This window comes from Burkholderia sp. JKS000303, from assembly GCF_002563755.1.
Lineage (GTDB): Bacteria > Pseudomonadota > Gammaproteobacteria > Burkholderiales > Burkholderiaceae > Burkholderia > Burkholderia anthina_B.
The window spans coordinates 74,048-98,315 of record NZ_PDBZ01000004.1 but is presented as its reverse complement, the minus strand read 5'-3'; the positions used below and the strand labels follow the sequence as shown (position 1 = coordinate 98,315).

At 67.4% G+C, this 24,268-nt stretch carries 19 protein-coding genes; 5 read left to right on the top strand and 14 right to left on the bottom strand.

Annotated features, from left to right (window positions below; genetic code table 11):
• Window positions 1–10: 10 nt before the first annotated feature.
• Together glnL and glnA are read right to left on the bottom strand one after the other, a co-directional pair.
• Window positions 11–1,153 (bottom strand): nitrogen regulation protein NR(II), encoded by a 1,143-nt coding sequence (gene glnL / locus BX604_RS33645; RefSeq protein ID WP_175689043.1) that lies wholly within the window; start codon window positions 1,151–1,153, stop codon window positions 11–13.
• Window positions 1,154–1,314: 161 nt separating this feature from the next.
• Window positions 1,315–2,730, bottom strand: coding sequence for a type I glutamate--ammonia ligase (gene glnA / locus BX604_RS33640; protein WP_098555466.1), 1,416 nt, complete (start codon window positions 2,728–2,730; stop codon window positions 1,315–1,317).
• A 406-nt stretch (window positions 2,731–3,136) separates the two neighbouring features.
• Between glnA and BX604_RS33635 the strand changes: the two genes are divergently transcribed.
• A complete protein-coding gene (locus BX604_RS33635; RefSeq protein WP_098555464.1) occupies window positions 3,137–3,601 on the top strand; it encodes a rhodanese-like domain-containing protein in 465 nt (154 codons plus the stop codon).
• A gap of 115 nt (window positions 3,602–3,716) precedes the next feature.
• On the opposite strand, the gene BX604_RS33630 is transcribed toward BX604_RS33635, so the two are convergent.
• The 5 genes from BX604_RS33630 to hrpA all read right to left on the bottom strand — a co-directional run bounded on the left by BX604_RS33630 (window position 3,717) and on the right by hrpA (window position 11,790).
• Window positions 3,717–4,532 carry a competence/damage-inducible protein A gene (locus tag BX604_RS33630; RefSeq protein ID WP_098555461.1) on the bottom strand — a complete coding sequence of 272 codons (816 nt, stop codon included), beginning with the start codon at window positions 4,530–4,532 and terminating at the stop codon, window positions 3,717–3,719.
• Entirely contained in the window at window positions 4,529–5,356 is an 828-nt protein-coding gene (locus tag BX604_RS33625; protein ID WP_098555458.1) for an EI24 domain-containing protein, read from the bottom strand. Before BX604_RS33625 ends, BX604_RS33630 begins: the two co-directional genes overlap by 4 nt.
• Window positions 5,357–5,476: 120 nt before the next feature.
• On the bottom strand, window positions 5,477–6,451 hold the full coding sequence (locus tag BX604_RS33620; RefSeq protein WP_098555456.1) for a sterol desaturase family protein: 975 nt from the start codon (window positions 6,449–6,451) through the stop codon (window positions 5,477–5,479).
• A gap of 16 nt (window positions 6,452–6,467) precedes the next feature.
• On the bottom strand, window positions 6,468–7,457 hold the full coding sequence (locus BX604_RS33615; protein WP_098555453.1) for a YVTN family beta-propeller repeat protein: 990 nt from the start codon (window positions 7,455–7,457) through the stop codon (window positions 6,468–6,470).
• Between the two features lie 139 nt (window positions 7,458–7,596).
• Window positions 7,597–11,790 (bottom strand): ATP-dependent RNA helicase HrpA, encoded by a 4,194-nt coding sequence (gene hrpA / locus BX604_RS33610; protein ID WP_098555451.1) that lies wholly within the window; start codon window positions 11,788–11,790, stop codon window positions 7,597–7,599.
• 23 nt (window positions 11,791–11,813) lie between these two features.
• Here hrpA and argA point away from each other — a divergent pair, with 23 nt between their 5' ends.
• A complete protein-coding gene (argA, locus tag BX604_RS33605; protein ID WP_098555448.1) occupies window positions 11,814–13,193 on the top strand; it encodes an amino-acid N-acetyltransferase in 1,380 nt (459 codons plus the stop codon).
• Between the two features lie 52 nt (window positions 13,194–13,245).
• The gene (locus BX604_RS33600) at window positions 13,246–13,521 is read left to right on the top strand and encodes an oxidative damage protection protein (RefSeq protein ID WP_096508624.1); all 276 of its coding nucleotides are present in this window, start codon (window positions 13,246–13,248) and stop codon (window positions 13,519–13,521) included.
• Between the two features lie 130 nt (window positions 13,522–13,651).
• Here BX604_RS33600 and BX604_RS33595 read toward each other — a convergent pair whose 3' ends face one another.
• The 3 genes from BX604_RS33595 to BX604_RS33585 all read right to left on the bottom strand — a co-directional run bounded on the left by BX604_RS33595 (window position 13,652) and on the right by BX604_RS33585 (window position 18,168).
• On the bottom strand, window positions 13,652–15,064 hold the full coding sequence (locus BX604_RS33595; RefSeq protein WP_098555445.1) for an MFS transporter: 1,413 nt from the start codon (window positions 15,062–15,064) through the stop codon (window positions 13,652–13,654).
• A gap of 153 nt (window positions 15,065–15,217) precedes the next feature.
• Window positions 15,218–16,420 carry a CaiB/BaiF CoA transferase family protein gene (locus BX604_RS33590; protein WP_098555442.1) on the bottom strand — a complete coding sequence of 401 codons (1,203 nt, stop codon included), beginning with the start codon at window positions 16,418–16,420 and terminating at the stop codon, window positions 15,218–15,220.
• Window positions 16,417–18,168 (bottom strand): acyl-CoA dehydrogenase family protein, encoded by a 1,752-nt coding sequence (locus BX604_RS33585; RefSeq protein ID WP_098555439.1) that lies wholly within the window; start codon window positions 18,166–18,168, stop codon window positions 16,417–16,419. Before BX604_RS33585 ends, BX604_RS33590 begins: the two co-directional genes overlap by 4 nt.
• A 173-nt stretch (window positions 18,169–18,341) precedes the next feature.
• On the opposite strand from BX604_RS33585, the gene BX604_RS33580 reads away from it, so the two are divergent.
• Window positions 18,342–19,244 carry a LysR family transcriptional regulator gene (locus tag BX604_RS33580; protein WP_098555437.1) on the top strand — a complete coding sequence of 301 codons (903 nt, stop codon included), beginning with the start codon at window positions 18,342–18,344 and terminating at the stop codon, window positions 19,242–19,244.
• 13 nt (window positions 19,245–19,257) lie between these two features.
• Here BX604_RS33580 and BX604_RS33575 read toward each other — a convergent pair whose 3' ends face one another.
• The 4 genes from BX604_RS33575 to BX604_RS33560 all read right to left on the bottom strand — a co-directional run bounded on the left by BX604_RS33575 (window position 19,258) and on the right by BX604_RS33560 (window position 23,562).
• Window positions 19,258–20,676: an amino acid permease gene (locus tag BX604_RS33575; protein WP_098555434.1), complete on the bottom strand. Its 1,419-nt coding sequence runs from the start codon at window positions 20,674–20,676 to the stop codon at window positions 19,258–19,260.
• Window positions 20,677–20,768: 92 nt separating this feature from the next.
• On the bottom strand, window positions 20,769–21,839 hold the full coding sequence (locus tag BX604_RS33570; RefSeq protein WP_373562453.1) for a porin: 1,071 nt from the start codon (window positions 21,837–21,839) through the stop codon (window positions 20,769–20,771).
• Between the two features lie 91 nt (window positions 21,840–21,930).
• Window positions 21,931–22,317: a RidA family protein gene (locus tag BX604_RS33565; RefSeq protein ID WP_098555429.1), complete on the bottom strand. Its 387-nt coding sequence runs from the start codon at window positions 22,315–22,317 to the stop codon at window positions 21,931–21,933.
• A 30-nt stretch (window positions 22,318–22,347) separates the two neighbouring features.
• A complete protein-coding gene (locus BX604_RS33560; protein WP_098555426.1) occupies window positions 22,348–23,562 on the bottom strand; it encodes an amino acid aminotransferase in 1,215 nt (404 codons plus the stop codon).
• A gap of 188 nt (window positions 23,563–23,750) precedes the next feature.
• Between BX604_RS33560 and BX604_RS33555 the strand changes: the two genes are divergently transcribed.
• The gene (locus BX604_RS33555; RefSeq protein ID WP_098555423.1) at window positions 23,751–24,233 is read left to right on the top strand and encodes an Lrp/AsnC family transcriptional regulator; all 483 of its coding nucleotides are present in this window, start codon (window positions 23,751–23,753) and stop codon (window positions 24,231–24,233) included.
• Window positions 24,234–24,268 lie beyond the last annotated feature (35 nt).

Here is a 24,268-nt window from a genome sequence, read left to right as displayed (position 1 = left end):
GCACTACCGCTCAATGGTCGAGCGGCAGCAGAATCTGAAACTCGGTACGTCCGGGCCGGCTCTCGACCTCGATCATCCCGTCGTGCTGCTGCACGAAGGTCTGCGCGAGCGTGAGACCGAGGCCGCTGCCATCGTCGCGGCCGGACACCAGCGGATAGAAGATCCGGTCGCGGATCTCTTCCGGAATGCCGGGCCCGTTGTCGACCACGTGCAAGTCCAGTGCCAGCTTGTACAGGCGCTTCGCGATCGTCACCTTGCGCGCGACGCGCGTGCGCAGCTCGATCTTCGCGTCGCCCTGCGCGATCCGCTCGCGCAGCGCCTGCGCAGCATTGCGCACGATGTTCAGCAGCGCCTGGATCAGTTGCTCCTTGTCGCCGCGCAGGTCAGGCACGCTCACGTCGTAGTCGCGCTCGATCGTGAGCCCGCGCGGAAATTCCGCGAGCATCACCGCGCGCACGCGTTCGCACACTTCATGAATGTTCACGTCGCCGACGATGTGCGGATGCCGATGCGGCTCCAGCAACCGGTCGACGAGCGTCTGCAGGCGGTCGGACTCCTTGATGATCACCTGCGTGTATTCGCGCAACTCGCCGCGCTCGCGCTCGCTCAGTTCGAATTCGAGCAACTGGGCGGCGCCGCGAATACCGCCGAGCGGGTTCTTGATCTCGTGCGCGAGGTTGCGGATCAGTTGCTTGTTGACCGCGGTCAGGTCGTGAATGCGCTCCTCGCGATCGGTGCGCGACTGCCGTTCGTTCTCGAACAGCTCGACGAGCACGAAATCGGGCGCGGTCTCGAGGAAGCCGACGATCGCATGCACATGCAGCGCCTCGTGGCCGGGCCGGTCGAGCACCGTGTCGAGATGCGTCGCGTGAAAGCGTTCCTCGCCGATCGCGGTGATCGTCGACGCGAGTTCGTCCGCGTTCGGAAAAATCTCGCCCCACGGCCGCTGCGCGAGCTGCCGGCGCGACAGGTCGAGCATCGCCTCCGCGGACGGATTCGCGAACACGACCCGCAGCGTCTTGCGGTCGAGCACGATCACGACCGTCGGCAGCGCTTCCAGCCCCGCCAGCAGGCCCGAGTGCATGAGCCGCTCGTCTTCCGTCAGTCGCTCGGGCTGCCCCGTCTTCGCCTTGATCAGATTCTTCAGAGCCATCGTGCGTGTCGTCGCGCCTCACCGGGTCGGAAAATGAAAATGCTCGGAACAAAAAGGGGACGGCTGGACGCCGTCCCCTTTCAGACTCCGCGGTTCCCGCCGCAGGCCGCGCGACGGGAACGAACCGGCATGACGGCGCTGAATCGAAGCGCCATCGCCGATTACAGCGAGTAGTACATCTCGAACTCGATCGGGTGCGTCGTCATGCGGAACTTCGCCAGCTCCTGCTCCTTCAGCGCGAGGTATGCGTCGAGCATGCTGTCCGTGAACACGCCGCCACGGGTCAGGAACTCGCGATCCTTGTCGAGCGCTTCCAGTGCCTGGTCGAGGCCCGCGCAGACGGTCGGGATCTTTGCATCCTCTTCCGGCGGCAGGTCGTACAGGTTCTTGTCCGCGGCTTCGCCCGGATGGATCTTGTTCTGGATCCCGTCGAGGCCTGCCATCATCAGTGCCGAGAACAGCAGGTACGGGTTCGCCATCGGATCCGGGAAGCGCGTTTCGATACGGCGGCCCTTCGGGTTCGACACGTGCGGAATGCGGATCGATGCCGAACGGTTGCGTGCCGAGTACGCCAGCTTGACCGGTGCTTCGAAGTGCGGGACCAGACGCTTGTACGAGTTCGTCGTCGGGTTCGTGATCGCGTTCAGCGCGCGAGCGTGCTTGATGATGCCGCCGATGTAGAACAGCGCCATTTCCGACAGGCCGGCGTAGCCGTTGCCCGCGAACAGGTTCTGGCCGTCCTTCCAGATCGACTGGTGAACGTGCATGCCCGAACCGTTGTCGCCGACGATCGGCTTCGGCATGAACGTCGCCGTCTTGCCGTACGAGTGCGCGACGTTATGGATGATGTACTTCGACCATTGCGTCCAGTCGGCGCGCTCGACCAGCGTCGAGAACTTCGTGCCGATTTCGTTCTGGCCCTGGCCCGCCACTTCGTGGTGGTGCACTTCGACCGGGATGCCGAGCTGTTCGAGCAGCAGGCACATTTCCGAACGCATGTCCTGGAACGTGTCAACCGGCGCGACCGGGAAGTAGCCGCCCTTCGTGCCCGGACGGTGGCCCGTGTTGCCGCCTTCGAATTCCTTGCTCGACGACCACGGCGCTTCTTCCGAGTTGATCTTCACGAAGCAACCCGACATGTCCGTGCTCCACTGGACCGAGTCGAAAATGAAGAATTCCGGTTCCGGACCGAAGTAGGCGGTGTCGCCGATGCCCGTGCTCTTCAGGTACGCTTCAGCGCGCTTCGCGAGCGAACGCGGGTCGCGCTCGTAGCCCTTGCCGTCGGCCGGCTCGACCACGTCGCAGGTCAGCACCAGGGTCGACTCTTCATAGAACGGGTCGATGAAGGCAGCGTTCGGGTCCGGCATGAGCAGCATGTCCGACGCCTCGATACCCTTCCAGCCCGCGATCGACGAACCGTCGAATGCATGGCCGCTCTCGAACTTGTCTTCGTCAAACGCCGAAACCGGCACCGACACGTGCTGTTCCTTGCCGCGCGTATCCGTGAAGCGGAAATCGACAAACTTGACATCCTCGTCCTTCACGAGCTGCATGACGTCGGCGACGGTTTTACTCATAACCTCTTCTCCTGATTGAACAATTCCGGCGGACTGGGAACCGCCTCGTTTATCGAGCTGCCCGGAGTCTGGCTTTGGCGCAGCGCGCTCCGGGTCGACCGAATTCTATATAGCAGCTTCCATGCCAACCCTGCGCCGAATCGGCGAGAATCGCGCCGGCCCGCGCCGTAGCGGGGCCCGGCTGCGCAATTCCGGGGCTGCACGCCCCGGCACTCGCCGACCGACAGCACCGCGATGGTGCAAACGCCGCAGCACACCGGCGGGATGGAATCATTCTGGTGCATGCGCGCCATTCTGCACTCTTTTGGTGAGCGCGGGGGCGGTGCATGCACCGCACGGCGCCCGGACATCCCCACGGCGGCAGCGCGCTAGAATGCTCGTTTGACCGATACGGAGACCTCCTGCCATGAGTACGCTCGACCAGCTTTACGCCAAGGCCGAAGAACGCCGCACCCAGGGCTCGCTCAACTATGCCGGCGCGCTGCTGCCGGTCGAGGCATTCGAACTGCTGCAGCTTGACCCGTCGGCCCGCCTCGTCGACGTGCGCACCCGCGCCGAGCTCGACTGGATCGGCCGCCCGCTCGTCGGCGACGGCCAGTACCTGCACATCGAATGGACGCGCTACCCGGGCGGCGTGCCGAACGCCGAATTCGTCAACGAACTGAAGGCAGCCATCGCACCCGATGCGCCCGTGCTGTTCCTGTGCCGCAGCGCCGCGCGCTCGAAGCTCGCCGCGGTCGCCTCCGCGCAGGCCGGCTTCACGAAGGCGCTCGACCTGCTCGAAGGCTTCGAAGGCGCGAAGGACGCCGAAGGCCACCGCAAGACGGTCGACGGCTGGTGCTTCCGGAAACTGCCGTGGATCGGCGCCTGAGCGCGCCTGCCATTCGCCGCGCCCGACTGCCACATCGTCGAGCCGGGCGATGACACCCCGATGACGGGCCGCGTGACGCGGCCCGTGCCGTTTGTGCGGCCGAATCGCCGGCCGCTCAGGCGCGCGACGCGTCCGGCTCGACGATGTCGCCACCGAGCAGATGCACGCCTTCGCGCAGCTTCACGAACGCGGCCGCGACCGCTTCCGGCTCGCCCTTCACGCCGAGGTCGATATGCCGGCGCGCGTAGATCCCGCCGCGCTCGGCGTCGCCCACGCTCGGCAGGCTGAACACGCGCACGCCGGGGAAATCGCGCTCGATTTTCTCCATCAGCGGCGTGAGCGTCGATTCCGGCAGTTCGAACACGTACAACGAGCGTTCCGCGTGCGGGCTCGCGTGATGCAGATGCTGGTACTGCGTGTCGAGCACCCATTCGATCATCGGCCACGCCATCACCGGGAAGCCCGGCACGAAGTGCAGATCGCCGACCGAGAAGCCGGGAATCCGGTTGTACCCGTTCGGGATGATCGACGCGCCCGCCGGGAACACGCCCATGTTGAAGCGGTGCTGGTTCTCCGGCGAATCGAAGTTGACCGGCGTGGCCGGATCGGTGTGCGTCTCGCGGATGCGCTCCGAGATCAGCGCCTTCGCTTCCGGATGCAGCTCGAGCGCCACGCCGAGCGCGGCGGCCGCACACTGGCGCGTGTGGTCGTCCGGCGTCGCGCCGATCCCGCCCGTCGAGAACACGATATCGCCGGATGCGATCGCACGCGCGAGCGTCGCGGTGATGCGCGCCGGATCGTCGCCGACGTATTCGGCCCAGTCGAGCGCGAGGCCGCGCGCGCCGAGCAGCTCGATGACCTTCGCCAGATGCTTGTCCTGCCGGCGGCCCGAAAGGATTTCGTCGCCGATGATGATGATGCCGATGCTCATGCCTGCCCCATGTCGATTGCGGTGGCGCGCGAGCTCGCGCGCAGGTCTTCCAGCGCGCGCAGGCAATAGTGCCCGAACCACAGCGCCGAGAAGACGAGGATGAAAGCGTATACCCAGATCATGGCCGCCGCGACGAACGGGAACAGCACCATCATCCAGACCGACGATACCCATACGAAGGTCGGAACGGTGCCGAGCAGCCCGGTCGCGACGCCGATGCCGATCAGCGGCCAGCGATGCTGCCGAATGAGCGCGCGGCGCTCGTCGCGGCTCGCGTGCTGCGCGAGCGCGTCGTAGGTCATCACGCGGTAGGTGAGCCAGCCCCAGATCACGGGCGGCAGCAGCGCGAAGAACGGCGGAATCAGCCACAGCGGGATCGTGACGACCAGCAGCACGACGCCGACGATCGCCGCGCCGAGCGAATTGAACCCGCTGCCGAAGAACGTGCCGCCACGCTTCATCTCGAGCGCGGCGAACTGCCGGTTCGACAAGTGCTTGATCACGATCGGCATCGAAATCGTCGCGATCAGCAGCAGCACGGTGAGCACGATCAGCGGAATCGCCAGCGACACGACGACGAACGGCGCGATGACCGCATGCAGCTGCGACATCCCGATCGCGTCGAATGCGCGGTACAGCGCGGCCGTCAGCATGAAGCCGTCGAGCGCGCCGCGCGCGGCGTCGATCAGCGTCTGCCACGAAAACCACAGCACGACGCCCCACAGCAGCGCCGACACGACGAAGGGCATCAGGGTGAGCCACAGCATGCGCGGGTGCAGCGCGCTGACGAGCGCCCGGACGAAGGAGCGCAGCAAGTCGTTCATGCGAGCCTTGGGTGCCTGGATTGACGGAGAAAAACGGGGAAAGGATAAACCACACGGCCCGCATGCGCCAAAGCACATGCGGGCCGTGTGGGAACGTCGTTCAACGGGGAGCTGACCGGATCAGGCCGATGCCGCGCCGCGCTTCGCGGGAACGATGCGCCGGAAGATGCGCACGAACGCGAGGCCGTGCTGCGCCCAGAAGCCTTCGCCGTAGGACACGCCTTCGACCTGCTCGCGGATGCCGGTCGGCTCGACCGTGCGGTTCCACGACGCGGTGCCGAACATCATGTCCCACCACGGGAACAGCACGCCGAAGTTGCAGCCGTACTTGGTGCCTTCGTGGCCATAGCCGACCGCATGGTGGCGGCGGTGGAAGATCGGGCTCACGAGCAGGCGCTCGCCCAGCCGGCCGAACGACAGCCGCGCATTCGTATGCTGGATGCTCTGCAGGAAGTTGGTGACCGCAGTCAGCACAACGAACTGCGACGGCGTCACGCCGATCACGAGCGCAATCGCCGCGAAGAAGCACGATTGCAGCACATCGTCGAGCAGGTGGTTGCGGTCGTCGCACCACAGCGACATCTGGCGCTGGCTGTGATGCACCGCGTGCAGCTCCCACCAGATGCCGAACTTGTGCTGCCAGCGGTGATACCAGTAGCCGGCGAAGTCGAGCACGACGAGGTAGATCGCGAACGCGACGATCGGCTGCGAGGTCACGCCCGGCCACAGATAGTCGAGGTTGAAGTTCGCGACACCGCGCAGGCGCAGCCACGCCTGGAAGTTGTCGAACACCGGCTGCAGCGCGAAGAAGAAGAACAGCGTGTAGATGCCGAGCTTCGAGATCGCCGTATAGATCACGTCGACGCGCACCGCGCGACGGTTCTTCCAGCGCTCGACCGGCGCGAGCGCCTCGAGCGGGCGCAGCAGCGCGAACATCAGCACCATCTGCAGCGCGCCGATCACCACCCAGTACAGTGCGTCGTAGGTGTCCTCGTCATAGTCCATCAGGTTGAACTTGAAGAGGAGCGGCTGTACGACGTCGACGTACAGCCACGTCTGGATGTTCGAGACAAAGGTATCGATCAGATGCAGCATCGCGAATCTCCGCCCGTTACGCGCCGTTCGCTGCCTTCCACGGCGCGCGGTCGTAGAAGTAGATCCCGTGCGGCGAGCGGCCGACGGAGATCGTCTGCACCAGCTTGCGCGACGGCAAGTCGATGATACCGACCTTCTTCGCGAAGCGGAACGTCACCCACAGCGTCTTCTTGTCGGCGGCCAGCTCCATGTCGTCCGGCCCCGGCAGCAGGCCGGTGATGTCGCCGACGTTGGTGAGCGTGTTCTCGTCGATGATGCTGATCGTGTTCGCGACCCGGTTCGTGACCGCGACGTGCGTGCCGTCGGCGAGCGAGCGGAAGTTGTGCGCGCCCTTGCCCGTCACGATCTGCTTGACGACCTTCTGGTTGCGCCAGTCGACCACCGCGACGTAATCGGAACCGGTCATCCCGACCAGCAGGTATTTGTCGTCCGGCGTGAGCCACAGGCCCGCCGGCACCTTGCCGACCTTCATCTTCCACTTGACCGTCTGCGTCGGCAGATCAATCGCTGCGATCTCGCCGGACACCTGCAGCGACACGAGCAGCGTCTTGCTGTCCTTCGTGAACGCAAGGTGGCTCGGCATGACTTCGAGCGGCACGCGCTTCGCGAGGTGCAGGTCGCGGCCGTCGTAGCTGTAGATGTCGACGCGGTCGAGGCGCAGCCCCGCCGCCGCGAACCACTTGCGGTCAGGCGAGAAGCCGAGCTGGTACGGATCGTCGATCCCTTCGACGGTGCGCTGCAGCTTGCCCGTCTTCGGATCGAGGAACATCAGGCTGTTCGAGACCGAATTCGCGACGATCAGCGACGAATTGTCGGGCGTGATCATCAGGTGGTGCGGCTCCTTGCCGGTCGGCATCGTGGAGACGACCTGGCGGGTCTGCTGATCGATCAGGGAAAGCGTCGCTTCGGCCGAGTTGAGGACGATCACGTTATTCGCGTGTGCGGCGGGCGCCAGTACGGCGGCGGCCAGCGCGAGCGTGCGGCCGAAAGAAAGGAAAGTGCGCATGAAGACTCACGTCGTGGAACAACTGTCATTGTAAAACGTTCGACCGGCCCCGCCGGTTGACGGGAACCGGCGTTGCGCCACTTCGACGCACGCCGCGACGGCCGTGCGGCCGGTGCGGGTCCGGAAAACCGCTGTTGCACTAACGCTGCATCGACTCCCAGACCTTGTGCAGACGCTTGACAGAGACAGGCATCGGCGTGCGCAGTTCCTGCGCAAACAACGAAATTCGCAGTTCCTCGAGCAGCCAGCGGAATTCCGCGAGCCGCGAGTCCGCCACGCCGCCGCGCTGCGACACCGCGCGCTGGTACTGCTGGACGAGCGGCAACAGGTCGACGGACTGCTTCGCGTCGCGCGCCGGATCGGCCTTCAGCTTGTCGATCCGCAGCGCGATGCCCTTCAGGTAGCGCGGAAAGTGCGCAAGCTGCACGTAAGGCGTGTCGATCACGAAGCGCTTGCCGACCAGCGCCGCAAGCTGCTGCTGGAGATCGGCGTGGGCCTGCGCGAACGGCTTCGCCTGCGTGAGCTTCTTCGCAAGCCCCGCGTATTCGGCGAGGATCTGCCCGACGAGCCGCGCGATCTCCTGCGCGAGCAGGTTCAGGCGGCTGCGGCCCTCGTCGCGGCGCGCATGGAAGCTCGCGTCGTCGTCGGGCAGCGGATCCTGCAGACATGCGCGGTCGAGCGCCGTGTCGATCAGCTGGTCGCGCAGTTCGTCCTGCGTGCCGAGCGACATGTACTGCATCGCCATCTCGCGCAGCCCCGGCAGGTTCTTCTCGAGGAACTTGATCGGCTCCTTCAGTTGCAGCGCGAACAGGCGCCGCAGGCCGGCCCGGTGAATCCGCGCGGCCTCCTCCGGCGAGTCGAACACCTCGACGTCGCAATGCGTGCCGCGATCGACGAGCGCCGGGTAGCCGTACAGCGTCTGGCCGCGCCGGCGAATCTCCAGCAGCTCGGGAAGCTTGCCGAAGTTCCATGTCGTCAGGTTTTCATACAGCGCCGTCGCGCCCGCTTCCGCCGGCGCGGCCGTCTGCGGCGCGGCGCCCTTGCCCGCCCTGCCGCCCTTCGCCGCCGGAGCCGGTGCCTGCCCGGCAGCGGACACCGGGGCGTCGCCCGCGTCGGTTTCGCCGCTCGGGGAGATCGTCGACGCCGCCGCGATCTTCTGGAACTGCTGCTGCGCCTGCGCGCCGAGCTCCTGGCGCAGCTGCGCGAGGTTGCGACCCATCGCGAGCTGGCGGCCGTGCTCGTCGATCACCTTGAAGTTCATGAACAGGTGCGCGGGCAGCGTCTCGAGCTTGAAGTCGGCCGTCTTCATCGCGACCTGCGTCTGCGCACGCACGTCGGCGATCAGCGCCTCGACGAGCCCGCCCGCGCCGAAGCGCTCGCGGCCCATCCGCTCGACGAACCCGGCCGCGTACTCGGGCAGCGGCACGCAGTGCCGGCGCAGCTTCTGCGGCAGCGACTTGAGCAGCAGCTGCACCTTCTCCTTCAGCATCCCCGGCACGAGCCATTCGCAGCGGCGCGCATCGACCTGGTTCAGCGCGTACAGCGGCACCGCGAGCGTCACGCCGTCGCGCGGCGTGCCCGGCTCGAAGTGGTACGTGAGCGCCATCTCGACACCGGCCATCGTCGCGCGCTTCGGAAACAGCTCGGTCGTCACGCCGGCCGCCTCGTGGCGCATCAGGTCGTCGCGCGACAGGTACAGCAGCCGCTGCTTGTCGTCCGGCTGGCCGCCCTTCTTTACCTCGTCGCGATACCAGCGCTCGAACGCGGCGCCCGTATGGATGCCCTCCGGAAGCGCCTGATCGTAATACGCGTAGATCAACTCGTCGTCGACCAGCACGTCCTGCCGGCGCGACTTGTGCTCGAGCTGCTCGATGTCGGCGAGCAGCTTGCGGTTGTGCGCGAAGAACGGCAGCTTCGTGTCGAATTCGCCCTCCACCAGCGCGCCGCGGATGAACAGCTCGCGCGCGCGTGCCGGATCCTGCTTGCCGAACGCGACGCGCCGGCGGTGGTAGATCGGCAGCCCGTACAGCGTCGCGCGCTCGAACGCGCTGACCTGCGCGGGACGCTTCTCCCAGTGCGGCTCCGACAGCGATTTCTTCAGCAGGTGCGCGCCGATCTTCTCGACCCACTCCGGCTCGATCTTCGCGAGACAGCGCGCGTACAGCCGGCTCGTCTCGACGAGTTCGGCCGCCATCACCCAGCGGCCGGCCTTCTTCGCGAGCGCGGAGCCCGGCCACAGGTAGAACTTGATCCCGCGCGCGCCCAGGTAATGCGGATCGTCGTCGGCCTTCATGCCGAGGTTGCCGAGCAGGCCAGTCAACAGGGCCAGATGCACCTGTTCGTAGGTCGCCTCGACTTCGTTCAGCCGCCAGCCATGCTCGCGCACGACCGTCAGCAGTTGCGAATGGACGTCGCGCCATTCGCGCAGCCGCAGGTGCGACAGGAAATTCTGCCGGCACGCGTCGACGAGCTGGCGATTCGATTTCTTGTGCGCGACGGCCTCTTCGAACCAGGCCCAGATCTTCAGCCATTGCAGGAATTCGGAGCGCTCGTCGGCGAACCGGCGATGCGCCTGGTCGGCCTGCTCCTGCGCCTCGATCGGACGGTCGCGCGGATCCTGCACGGACAGCGCGCTCGCGATGATCAGCACCTCGCGCAGCGACTGCTGGTCGCGCGCGGCGAGAATCATCCGGCCGACGCGCGGGTCGAGCGGCAGCCGCGCGAGCTCGCGGCCGAGCGGCGTCAGCGCGTTGTCGTCGTCGACCGCGCCGAGTTCGTTGAGCAGCTGGTAGCCGTCCGCGATCGCGCGCCCGGGCGGCGGTTCAAGGAACGGGAACGACTCGATCGCCGTCAGGTGCAGCGACTTCATCCGCAGGATCACCGACGCGAGCGACGAGCGCAGGATTTCCGGATCGGTAAAGCGCGCGCGCGCCTGGTAGTCGGTTTCTTCGTACAGGCGGATGCACACGCCGTCGGCCACGCGGCCGCAGCGGCCCGCGCGCTGGTTCGCGGCGGCCTGCGAGATCGACTCGACCTGCAGCTGCTCGACCTTGTTCCGGTACGAATAGCGCTTCACGCGCGCGAGGCCGGTATCGACGACGTAGCGGATGCCCGGCACCGTCAGCGACGTTTCCGCCACGTTGGTCGCGAGCACGATCCGGCGCGCGTTCGACGCCTTGAACACCTTGTCCTGGTCGGCCGCCGACAGCCGCGCGAACAGCGGCAGGATCTCGGTATGCGGCGGGTGGTGCTTGCGCAGCGCCTCGGCCGCTTCGCGGATCTCGCGTTCGCCGGGCAGGAACACCAGCACGTCGCCGGAGCCTTCGCGGCACAGCTCGTCGACCGCGTCGACGATCGCGTCCATCAGGTCGCGTTCGGCCTCGCGCGCGGTCTTCACGCGGTCGCGGCCGCCGGTGCCTTCGGCGTTCTTCACGGCCGGGCGATCCTCGGCCACCGGCCGGTAACGCATCTCGACCGGATACAGCCGCCCGCTCACCTCGATCACGGGCGCCGGGCGCTCGTCGGTGCCGAAATGGCGCGCGAAGCGGTCGGCGTCGATCGTCGCGGACGTGACGATCAGCTTCAGGTCCGGCCGCCTCGGGAGAATCTCCTTCAGGTAGCCGAGCAGGAAGTCGATGTTCAGGCTGCGCTCGTGCGCCTCGTCGATGATCAGCGTGTCGTACGCCTTCAGCAGCGGATCGGTCTGCGTCTCGGCGAGCAGGATGCCGTCCGTCATCAGCTTGACGGACGCGCCGGGCGCGAGATTGTCGGTGAAGCGCACCTTGTAGCCGACCACTTCGCCGAACGGCGTGCCGAGTTCCTCGGCGATCCGCCGGCCGGTCGACGACGCGGCCAGGCGCCGCGGCTGCGTGTGGCCGATCAGCCCCGTGCCGCCGGCGCCGAGGCCGCGGCCGAGATCGAGACAGATCTTCGGCAACTGGGTGGTCTTGCCCGACCCCGTTTCGCCGCAGACGATGACAACCTGATGACCGGCGATCGCGCGCGCGATTTCGTCGCGCTTGCCCGATACGGGCAGGCTTTCGGGATAGGTGATCGGCGGAACGGGATTCGGTGCGACTGCGGCGCGCGGCGTACGCTCGCGGCGCGGTGCGCGCTCGCCGGTGGCCTGGGACGCACCCTTGGCGGCCGGCTGGCGCGCATCGCCGCGCCGGTCGTCGCCGCGCGGCGCGTGTGCCGGCGTGCCCGCCGGCTTTTCCTGCTGCTGGCGCGGCGCCTGGCCCTGCGGCTCGCGCGCATCGGCTGCACCATCCGGGTGCCGGGCCGACGGCGTATTGGCCCGCGTCGGCGCGGGACTTTTAGAAACATTCGACATGGGGGCGCATTATAATCCCGCCCATGAATTCCCAAACCGACCTCCCTCCCGCCCAGACCGACGCCGCGACGTCGCCGGCCGCCGACGATTCGGCCGCCAGCCACGCGCAGTTCGTCGACTGGATGCGCTCCGTCGCGCCCTATATTCACAAGTTCCGCAACAGCACGTTCGTCGTGGGGTTCGGCGGCGAAGTGGTACAGCAGGGGCTGCTGAACGCGCTCGTGTCCGACATCGCGCTGCTGCAGGCGATGGGGATCCAGATCGTGCTGGTGCACGGCTCGCGGCCGCAGGTCGAGGAGCAGTTGAGCCTGCATGGTGTCGAATCCGAGTTTTCGCACGGGCTGCGCATCACCGATGCGCGCGCGCTCGAGTCCGCGAAGGAAGCGGCCGGCGAAGTGCGTCTCGACATCGAGGCCGCGATCAGCCAGGGTCTGCCGAACTCGCCGATGGCGCACGCGCACATCAGCGTCGTGTCCGGCAACTTCGTGACCGCGCGGCCGGTGGGGATTCTCGACGGGGTCGATTTCGCGCACACGGGCATCGTGCGCAAGATCGACGCCGAATCGATCCGTCATTCGCTCTCGAGCCGCAAGCTCGTGCTGCTGTCGCCGCTCGGTTTCTCGCCGACCGGTGAAGCGTTCAACCTGTCGATGGAAGACGTCGCATCGGCCGCCGCGATCGCGCTGCGCGCGGACAAGATCATCTTCCTGACCGAAGCACCCGGCATCGTCGACGACGAAGGCGAGCTGGTCCGCGAAATGTCGCTGGATGCGGCCGCCGAACTGCTCGATTCCGGCAACGTCCAGGGCGACGACGCGTTCTTCCTGAAGCACTCGATCCGCGCATGCCGCGGCGGCGTGACCCGGGCCCACCTGATTCCGCAGTCGCTCGACGGCAGCATGCTGCTCGAACTGTTCCTGCACGACGGCGTCGGCACGATGATCTCGTACGAGAACCTCGAGAGCCTGCGCGAAGCGACGCCGGACGACGTCGGCGGCATCCTGTCGCTGATCGAGCCGCTCGAATCGGACGGCACGCTGGTGCGGCGCGGCCGTCACCAGATCGAACGCGACATCGACCACTTCTCGGTGATCGAGCACGATGGCGTGCTGTTCGGCTGTGCGGCGCTGTATCCGTACCAGCAGGAAAAGATCGGCGAGATGGCGTGCCTGACGGTCGCACCGGAAGCGCAAGGTTCCGGCGATGGCGAACGCCTGCTCAAGCGCATCGAGCAGCGCGCGCGTGCGCGCGGCCTCACGCACATCTTCGTGCTCACGACGCGCACCGAGCACTGGTTCCTCAAGCGCGGCTTCGTCAAGGTCAGCGTCGACGACCTGCCGGAAGACCGCCGCAAACTCTATAACTGGCAGCGCAAGTCGCTCGTGCTGATGAAACAGCTCTGAGCGCAGGCACGACTGCCCTCCCCCCAGACACCGACTACAGGAGAAGTACACGATGGCTCGAATGATCCAATGCGCAAAGCTCGGCAAGGAAGCTGAGGCACTCGATTTCCCGCCGCTGCCGGGCGAACTCGGCAAGCGTATTTATGAAAGCGTGTCGAAGGAAGCGTGGCAAGGCTGGCTCAAGCAGCAGACGATGCTGATCAACGAGAACCGCCTGAACATGGCCGACCCGCGCGCGCGCCAGTACCTGATGAAGCAGACCGAGAAGTACTTCTTCGGCGACGGCGCGGACCAGGCGTCCGGCTACGTGCCGCCGACCGAAGGCTGAGCACCCTGAATCGCGATGGCGGCCGTGCCGGCCGCGTCGCGTAAAAAAACAAACGGCACCGTGTATCGCACGGTGCCGTTTGCTTTTGGCGAAGCGCTTTTTGGCAGAGCGCTGCGCTACCCCGTCCGGCCTACCCCGCCGGTTTCAACGTGCCGCGCTCATCCTCGGGCGTCGCCGCGCCGGCCGGGTGGTCGGCGCCGACACTTTCGGTGCCCCATTCGGCCGCGTCGCTGCGCTCGGCCGTCGACAGTTCGTCCGCGCGATAGCCGGTGCGATTCAGCAGCGCCAGCATGCACGCGAGCGACACGAGCGCATAGAGCCCCGACGCGATCGCGACGCCGACGATGCTGCCGGTCGCGTTCAGGATCGCCTGCGCGAGCACCGGCGTGCCGCCGCCGACGACGAGCGCGCTCAACTGGTACGCGAGCGACAACCCGGTGTAGCGGATGTTGGCCGGAAACACGCGCGCGAGCACGCCGCCGACCGCGCCGTAGAACATCGCGGACGGAATCGTCGAGATGCACATCCCCGCAACGGCGACCCAGTACGAACGCGTGGCGAGCGCATGGAACATCACCGGCATCAACACGATCTCCGGAATCAGGATCCAGCACATCGCGCGCCGCATGTCGACCTTCGACACGAACCACGCGCCGATCGGCTGCATCAGGAACTGCACGACGAGCGAGATCGACAGGATGCCGAGGAAGGTGCCCTGCGCATAGCCGAGCTCCTTGGTCGCCCACGACAGCGCGAACGTGCTGCGGAAATACGTGACGTTGATCACCGGCAGCGTGCCGGCCGCAAGCAGCACGACGAGCCAGTGGTCGCGCACGACGTCGCGCAGCGGCAGCTTCACGGTGCGCTTGCGCGCGAGCACGCGCTGCATGTCGACCGATTCCTCGAGGCGCAGCCGGATCACCATGCCGATGATCACGAGCACGGCCGACAGCAGGAACGGAATGCGCCAGCCCCACATCAGGAACGACGGCGTCGGCAGCGCGCTCAGCGCGAAGAACGCGGCCGTCGCGAGCAGGTTGCCGGTGGGCGAACCCTGCTGCGCGAACGCCGCATACAGGATGCTGCGATGCTTCGGCGCGTTCTCGCTCGCGATCAGCACCGCGCCGCCCCACTCGCCGCCGACCGCGATGCCCTGCAGCACGCGCAGCACGACGAGGCCGACCGGCGCCCATACGCCGATCGACGCGTGGCCGGGCAAGAGGCCGATGCCTGTCGTCGCAAGCCCCATCATCACCAGCGTGATCACGAGCGCCGTCTTGCGGCCGACGCGATCGCCGAGATGGCCGAACACGATCCCGCCGAGCGGCCGCGCGGCGAAGCCGGCCCAGAACGTGACGAACGCGAGCAGCGTCGCGACGCCCGGGTCCATCGTGCTGGAAAAGAACACCTTGCCGAACACGAGCGCTGCGGCCGTGCCGTAGATGTAGAAGTCGTACCACTCGATCGTGGTGCCGACGAATGCCGCGAGGGCGGCACGGCCGGGCCGCAGTTGCGCGGCAGACGGGGATTGCGGACGGCTCATCAATGTCTCCATGTTCGTGATCGGCCGCGCGACTGTCGCGCGCGTTGCCGGATGGCCGGCATTGCGCCGCCGGCTGGCGGTGTTGCGGTGTTGCGGTGTTGCGTTTCGTTTCGTCCGCCGAGGGCGCTCACATGCAGCCGCCCCCTCGGCCGGTCACGTCGGGTCCGGTGCGACCTTCAGCACGCCGGCGTCGAGCAGTTGCTGCTGGAGCGCCGGATCGACGCCGAGGCGATCGAGCACCGCCCGCGTGTCGCGGCCGAGCGCGGGCGGCGGCATACGGTAAGTTGCCGGCGTGCGCGACAGCTTCACCGGCGATGCGGTGCCGCGATACGCGCCGAGCTCGACGAACAGGTTCCGGTGCAGCGCATGCGGGTCGTGCGTGACGTCGCCAACATTGCGCACCGGCCCGCACGGCACGCCCGCTGCCATCAGGTCGCGGGCGAGCGGCTCGCACGGATGCGCCACGAGCCGAGCCTCGAGCTCGACCTTCAGCTGCGAGCGGTGCGCGCAGCGGCTGCGGTTGTCGACGAAGCGCGGGTCGCTGGCCAGCGCGGGGACGCCGAGATGCGCGACGAGCCGCGCGAACTGCCGGTCGTTGCCGACCGCGAGGAAGATCGGCACGGTAGCCGTGCGGTAGCTGTCGTACGGCGCGATGTTGGGGTGCGCATTGCCGCTGCGCTCGGGCACGCGCCCCGAGCCGAAGAAGTTCGGCAGGTGCGGATGCAGCAGCGACACGCCGCAGTCGTACAGCGCGATGTCGATCGACTGGCCCTGCCCGCTCTTCTCCCGCTCCGCGAGCGCGAGCAGGATGCCGGCAAGCGCGTTGAGCCCCGTGACCATGTCGACGATCGGCAGGCCGATGCGCATCGCGCCGCCGTCGCGCTCGCCGTTCACGCTCATCAGCCCGGCCATCGCCTGGATCACCGCGTCGTAGCCGGGCAACCCGCCGAGCGGGCCGTCTTCGCCGAAGCCCGTCACCGCACAGTGGATCAGGCGCGGAAAACACGGCTGCAGGTCGCGTGCGTAGTCCATCCCCCAGCGCGCGAGCGTGCCGGGCTTGAAGTTCTCGACGAGCACGTCGGCTTCTTCGAGCAGGCGCCACAGGATCGCGCGCCCTTCGTCGCGGGACAGGTCGAGCGCGAGCCCTTCCTTGTTGCGGTTCACGCCCATGAAGTACCACGCGGTGTCGCCGAGAAACGGCGGCCCCCAGCCGCGCGTCTCGTCGCCGTCCGGCGGCTCGATCTTGACGACCGTCGCGCCGTGGTCGGCAAGCGCCTGCGTGCAGTACGGGCCGCCGAGCACGCGGCTCAGGTCGACGACCTTCAGGCCGTCCAGTGCCCCTCGCGTCGCGCTCATCGTTCGACCTCCGGCAGCAGGTCGAGCGCCAGGTCGAGCGGCAGCGGCGCGCCACGCAGCAGCGCGTCGAACGCCGCGGGTCCGTCGTCGCGCGACGCCGGCGCAAGCGGGTCGACCGGCAGCAGCTTGTGACGCACGATCAGGTGCGCGAGCGCGAGGCGCCGGTAATCGGGCGCGAGCCGCACGCCTTCGCATGCCATCAGCACGGCCGCGCTCGCGTAATACAGCGCCGACGCGGCCTGCCGCACGCGCGCATCGTCACCGTCCGCCGCGACCCGTGCGAGCGCGTCGCACGCGCGCGTCAGAATGCGCCGCAGTGCCGCGCGGCTCGCGTCGGGCAACGGCGCCGCGCCGAGCCGGTCGCCGAGGAACGTGCGCAGCGCGTCGAGCGCATGCTCGCGCTGCGCGGCGCGCGCGACGTCGAGCGCGACGATGTTGCTCGTGCCTTCCCAGATCGAGCCGAGATGCGCATCGCGCACGAGGCGCGCATCGCTCCACTCCTCGATGTAGCCGGTACCGCCACGCACCTCCATCGCATCGCCGGTCACGCGGCGTGCGTCGCGGCACGCGCGGAACTTGATCAGCGGCGTCAGGATGCGCACGCAGCGCGCGGCCTGCTCGTCACCCGCATCCGCCTGCGGCAGCAGCAGCGCGATCTGCATGAACATCGCGCGCGCGGCCTCGGCGGGCAGCAGCATCTTCATCAGCTGGCGCTGCATCAGCGGCATCTCGATCAGCTTGCGGCCGAACGCGGCGCGATTCGCGGCCACGTGCAGCGACTCGTTCAGCGCGCGCCGCATCAGCCCCGCCGCCCGCACGCCGTTCGACAGCCGCGACATGTTGATCATGTCGGCCATCTGGTGAAAGCCGCGGCCGATCTCGCCGATCAGATACGCCTGCGCACCTTCGAGCGCGATCTCGCCGCTCGCCATCGAGCGGCTGCCGAGCTTGTCCTTCAACCGCACGATCCGGTATGCGTTGCGCGTGCCGTCCGGCAGCGTCTTCGGCAGCAGGAACAGCGCGAGGCCCTTGATGCCGTCCGGCGCGCCGTCGGGTCGCGCCAGCACCATCGCGAGATCGGCGTCCGCGTTCGAACAGAACCACTTGTCGCCGTACAGACGCCAGCGCGTGTTGCCCTGCGCGTCCGTTTCGCGCGCCGCACGCGTCGCGATGCGCGCGACGTCGGAGCCGGCCGCCTGCTCGGTCATGAACATCGCGCCCTGGAACAGCGTGTCGAAATCGCGCGACGCGAGCATCGGCAGGTAGCGCTCGACGAGCGCCGGCTCGCCGAAGCGGCGCAGCGTGCGCGTGAGCGAATCGGTCATGCTGACCGGGCAGCACAGGCCGAATTCGGCCTGCACGAACAGGAACGTCAGCGCGTATTTGACGAGCGGCGCCACCGCCTCGGGCTGGTGGCTCAGCGACGCGAGCCCGAGCTCCGCATAGGCGACGCGTTCGAGCGCGACGTAGGCGGGATCCTTGTCGATCCGCTGCACGGCTTCGCCACGCCGGTTGCGGTACTCGAGCACGGGCGGATGCTTGTCCGCCCGCGACGCCCATTCGTCGAGCTCGCCCGACACGCGTGCGCCGAGCGCATGCAGTCGGAGTTCGAGTGCCGTGTATTGTTCGGCGCCGAGATGCAGCTTCAGCAATGCGCCGAGATCCGGATCGGCCGTGAAGAAATTGATGCCCCGGCTGTCGGGGATATTGGATGCGCCGGCCTCCGGCGTGCGAGCGGTGTCGTTCATGCGTGCGTCTCCATGGTGGCCCGGCTGTCGGCCGGGGCCCGCGCCGTGGCGGCGCGGCCGGCCGATGCCAGTCGTTCAGCAGAGCGTAGGCGCGCGATTGATAAGCGTCCAATACAGGATTTATCCGGTACGATAGACGGCGCTTATCAATGCCGAGGCGGCGAGGAGACAGCATGGAACTGCGGCAATTGCGCTACTTCGTGGCGGTCGCCGAGGAGCTGCATTTCGGGCGTGCGGCGAAACGCCTGTTCATCTCTCAGCCGGCGCTGAGCTTCGACATCCGCAAGTTCGAGGAAGCGCTCGGCGTGCAGCTTTTTTCCCGGACCAACAAGACCGTCGCACTGACCAATGCGGGTGCGGTGCTGCTCGGCGAAGCGCGCCGGCTGCTGCTGCAGGCGGCCGAGGCCGAGCGCCTCACCGTGCGTTCGGCGTCGGGGCTCGCGGGCCGGCTGCGGATCGGCTTCGTGCATTCGATGCTGTATCGCGGACTGCCCGATGCGGTGCGGCGCTTCGAGGCCGACTATCCGGGCGTCGAGGTCGTGCTGAGCGAAATGAACACGCAGGCCCAGGTGCAGGCGATCCAGCGCGGCCAGATCGATCTCGGCTACGCGCACTGGGGCCACTGCCCGCCCGAGGTCGAATCGACGCCCGTCTACGCGGAACCGTTCATGTGCTGCCTGCCGGCCGCGCATCCGCTCGCGCGGCGCCGGCAGGTCGCGCTCGCCACGCTGGCCGCGGAGCCGTTCATCCTGTTTCCGCGTGAAGCGGCGCCGCACTATCACGACCTGATCATCGCGCAATGCGTGAACGCGGGATTCAGCCCGCTGATCCGTCACGAGGCGCGGCTGTGGCAGACGATCCTGTCGATGATCGAGTTCGGGATGGGCATCGCGCTGGTGCCGCGCGTGCTGCAGCAAGTGAAGAGCGACCGGCTGGCATTCCGGCCGCTGAAGGATGCGTCGCTCGAATCGCGCACGCTCGAACTGAAGCGCAGCGGCACCACCGAACCGGTCGCGCTGCGCTTCGCCGACTACGTGCGCGCGTCGATCGACGCGCTGCCGGCGCTGGCGGGCTGAACCCGCCCCGCCGCTACTTCGCTTCCGGTTGCAGCACCGGCTGCGCGCGCCGATACCACACCGCGTACACGACGGACAGCACGATCAGGAACGGAATCCCGAAGATCAGCGTCATGTGGAACTCGGCCGTGAAGTAGGTCGTCACCATCACCGCGAGCATCAGCCCCGCACCGAGCAGCGTCAGCAGCGGAAAGCCGCGCATCCGGAATGCAGGCGCCGGCAGGCCGAGCGCCGCGCGGCGACGCCGGAAACAATAGTGCGTGACGAAGATCATCATCCACGTGAACAGCGCGCCGAACATCGACACCGCCATCATGATCGTGAACGACGCGTCCGGATACAGCACGCTCAACACCGTCGCGAGCGCGATGCCGAGCGTCGACAGCATCAACGCGCCGAACGGCACGCCACGGCCGTTCACTTCGCCGAGCGCCTTCGGCGCATGGCCCGCGCGCGACAGGCTGAACATCATCCGCGTCGTGATGTAGAGCTGGCTGTTCATCGCGGACAGCGCCGCGATCAGCACGACGAAATTGATCAGCCCGGCCGCGCCCGGCAAGTGGATCGCCTCCATCACCTTCACGAACGGGCTCTCGTCGCGCCCTGCCGCCGTCCACGGCACGATCGCGAGCATCAGCGCGAGCGTGACGAGGTAGAACAGCACGAGCCGCACGATCGTCGAGCGGAACGCGCGCGTGACCGCGCGCTCGGGGTCTTCCGCCTCACCCGCCGCGACCGCGATCATCTCGATGCTCAGGTAGCTGAAGATCGACACGATCACCGCGACCCACATCCCCCACAGGCCCTTCGGAAAGAACCCGCCGTGATCGACGTAATGATGGAAGCCGGCACGCGCCGCGCCGGTGCCGACCAGCACCGGATCGCCGAATACGACGTACGCGCCGAGCGCGATGAAGCCGACGATCGCCGCGATCTTCACGACCGAGAAACCGTATTCGACCGCGCCGAACACGTCGACGCTGCGTGCATTGACGAACACGAGCAGCGCCGAGAAGCCGACGATCCACAGCCAGCCGGGCACGCCCGGGAACCAGTACTTCATGTACAGCGCGATCGCGGTGACTTCGGTGCCGACCGCGAGCACGATGCACGCCCAGTACGCGTAGCGCACGAGAAACCCGGCCCACGGGCTCACGTAATGTTCGGCGTACGCACCGAACGACCCGGAGGTCGGGTGCGCGACCGTCATCTCCGCGAGACAGCCCATCAGCAGCAGCGAGATGAACGCGCCGATCGCGTAGCTCACGAGCACGCTCGGGCCCGCGAAGCCGATCGCGAACCCGCTGCCGAGAAAGAGACCCGTGCCGATCGCACCGCCGATCGCGATCATCGCCATCTGCCGTGCGGAAAGCGTGCGGCGCAGACCCTGCTCGCGCGCCGCGATGTGCTGGAATTGCCCTTCTGGTTGCATCGAATGACCTCGTTCGAAAGCGATTGTCCGGTCGAAACTTCGACGGCGCGCGGGCCGGCGCCGGACCGCACCGGCCGTCGCACGCCGCGTGCTCAGAACATGTGGCGCAGGCCGGCCGCGATGCCCGTCTGGTTGCCGCGTCCGGGCATTTCGGTGAACGCGCCGCCGCTCACCCGGTTGTAGTCGAGCGTCGCATAGACCTGCGTGGCCTTCGACAGAGCGTACTCGGCTTCGAGCACGCCCGTATAGCGCTTTCCGCCGTTGCCCGCGACGCCGTTGACGTTGCGGATGTCGTCGTAATACGCGACGCCCGTCACCGATACCGCGGGCGTGACCTTCACGCTCGCGCCGGTGTAGAAGATCGCGTCGCGGCGCGGGTTGTCGACGAACGAACCGTAGGTCACGTCGCGCCCCGCCGCGTTCAGCAATTGCTGGTCGAGCATGCCCGTGCGGTCGATGCCGCCGAGGTAGCCCGCATACAGCGTCGCCACGCCGAACGCATAGCGGGCGCCCGCGCCCCACGCCTGCTGCGCACGGCTATTCAGGTCGCGCACCTGCTGGTACGTCGCGCCGACCATCAGCCCGCCGAGCGTGTACGACACGTGCGTGCCCCAGTACGCATTCGCGCCGAGACTGCCCGCGACGCCGCCGAAGCCGTAGCTCGCGCCGACGTCCAGTCCGCCGAACGTGCCGTCGTAGCTGACGACGTTGTTCGCGCGGCCCTGCGTGAGAAAGTACGGCCACATGTTGGCCGTGTAGTTGCCGACCGTCAGCGGATCGAGATCGCCGAACAGGTTGAACGCTTCGGTCGCCTGCCGGCCGAGCTTCACGGTGCCCCAGTCGCTTGCGAGGCCGACATATGCGTAGCGGCCGAACAATGCGCCGTCGAGCTGCCCGTTCTGCGGCTCGAAGCCGCTCTCGAGCTGGAAGATCGCCTTCAGCCCGCCGCCGAGCGCTTCGCTGCCCTTCAGGCCCCAGCGGCTGTTGGTGATCGCGCCGTTGGTCATCTGCACGCTCGCGTCGTTCGATGCGTCCGCGTGCGTCGTATAGCGGATGCTCTGGTCGACGATCCCGTACAGCGTCACGCTGCTCTGCGCCATCGCGCCGCTCGCGGCGAGCAGGCCCGCCATCGTCGGTAGTGCGAATCGACTGATGCTCTTCATGCTTGTCTCCATCCTTGTCTTTCGTTTGTTGATGTTTTCAGTGACTTCGGGTACTGCCATCCGCGCGAAACGGCACGCGTGGGCACACGTGCTAGTCACGCGCTGCCGGCAACGCGACGTATGCGACGAGTTCGACGCGCATGTCCGGATGCGCGAAACCCTGCACGCCCACGCACGTGCGGTTCGGGTACGGTTCGCGGAAGTGGCGCCGGTATTCGGCGTCGAATTCCGGCATCGCCTTCACGTCGGACAGGTAGACGAGCACCTGCGCGACGTCATCCATCGTCGCACCCGCCGCGGCCGCGGCCTTCGCGAGATTGCCGAGCGTGATGCGCGCCTGCTCGGTCATCGTGTCGCCGACGATCGCGCCGGACGCATCGACCGGCCCGTGGCCGGTAAACATCAGCCCGCCCGCGCGGGTCGCCCACGAGAACGGCTGCGCGAGCTGCGGCAAGTCGACCGGGATCCTGTCTGCCATCGTGTCCTCCTTCGATTCGAAACCGGTTGTTCAGGCCGTCTGGCGCGTCGCGCCGCCGAGCACGTCGGCGATCGCGTTCGCGACGTGCTCGACGTTCGCGTCGTTCAGCCCCGCGATGCACATGCGGCCCGAGCGCAGCAGGTAGACGCCGTGCGACATGCGCAGGCGATCCACGTCGGCCGCGGCGATGCCCGTATAGCTGAACATCCCGCGCTGCGTGACGAGCGCGTCGAAGGCCGGCGCGGGCAGGCACGCATCGAGCCGCGCCTTCAGCGCGCCGCGCATGCGCTTGATGCGCGCGCGCACCTGCGCGACCTCGTCCTCCCAGCGCGCGCGCAGCGCGTCGTCGTTCAGCACCGTCGACACGAGTTGCGCGCCGAACAGCGGCGGGCTCGAATAGGTGCGGCGCACGCCGGCCTGCAACTGGCTCAGCACCGTCGCGGCTTCGCCCGTGCTCGCGCAGACGATCGACAGCCCGCCGACGCGCTCGCCGTACAACGAGAAATTCTTCGAGAACGAGTTGCTGACGATCGCCGGCAACCCTGCATCGACGATCGCGCGCACGGCCCAGGCATCGTCGTCGAGGCCATCGCCGAAGCCCTGATACGCCATGTCGAGGAACGGAATCAGCCCGCGGCGCACGAGCACGTCGATCACCGCGCGCCATGCGTCGCGGCTCAGGTCGAGGCCCGTCGGGTTGTGGCAGCACGGCTGCAGCAGCACGATGCTGCGCGCGGGCAGCGCGTCGAGCGCCGCGAGCATCGCGTCGACGCGCAGGCCGTTGCATGCTTCGTCGTAGTACGGATACGTGTGTACGTCGAGCCCGGCCGCGGAGAAGATCACGCGATGGTTGTCCCACGTCGGATCGCTGATCCAGATCGCACTGTCGGGGAAATAGCGCTTCACGAACTCGGCGCCGAGGCGCAGCGCGCCCGAGCCGCCGAGCGTCTGCAGCGTAGCGATGCGGCCCTGCGCGAGCGCTGCGCAATCCGCACCGAACACGAGACGCTGCACGCCCTGCCGGTACGCAGCGAGCCCTTCCATCGGCAGATAGGTGTGCGGCGCGCCCGCTTCGCGCAGCCGCTCGGCTGCGACGCGCGTGCTCTCGAGCACCGGAATGCGACCCGCGTCGTCGTAGTAGAGGCCGATGCTGAGGTTGACCTTGTGCGGATGCGCATCCTGCTGGAATGCCTGGAACAGCGACAGGATCGGATCGCCCGGATAGGCGGGAATGTGTTCGTACATGGCGGAATGTCGGTAGGAGTGGAAAACGGTGCAACCGGCGGCATGACATCGAGCCACGCCGTGCGATTGAGGCATGGGGCGCATGTTATCGAGGACGAAATAGAATGAGCTTCACTTTTCGGTGACGATTCCATCCGATTGCAGTAGAGTCTTCGATCACCATCTCAAAATTGACGGGATTCTGCGAAATGACCCTGGATCGAACCGACATGCGGATCCTCCGGCACCTCGAACGGGACGGACGCATCAGCAATCAGGACCTGTCGAACGCGGTCGCGCTGTCGCCGTCGGCATGCCTGCGGCGCGTGAAGCTGCTCGAGGAACGCGGCGCCATATCGGGCTACCGCTGCACGATCGAACCGAAGAAGGTGGGCGTGGCGTTCGAGGCGCTGGTGCACGTCGCGATGCGCCCGGACGTGCCCGAGTGGCACGACCGGTTCGTGGAGGCGATCCAGCAGTGGCCCGAAGTCATCGCCGCGCAGATCGTGACGGGTGGATCGAACTATGTGCTGACGGTGCGCACGCGCGACCTCGACCACTACTCCGACTTCGTGATCAATCGGCTGCACCGCGCCACCGGCGTGATGTCGATCAACTCGAGCATCGTGCTCGCGACGCTCAAGCGCGACGGCTCGATCCTCGATCTCGTCGAGCCGTCGACGGCCGGCTGACCGGCGTTCGCGCGGCCCTGAAAATTATTTGCAGA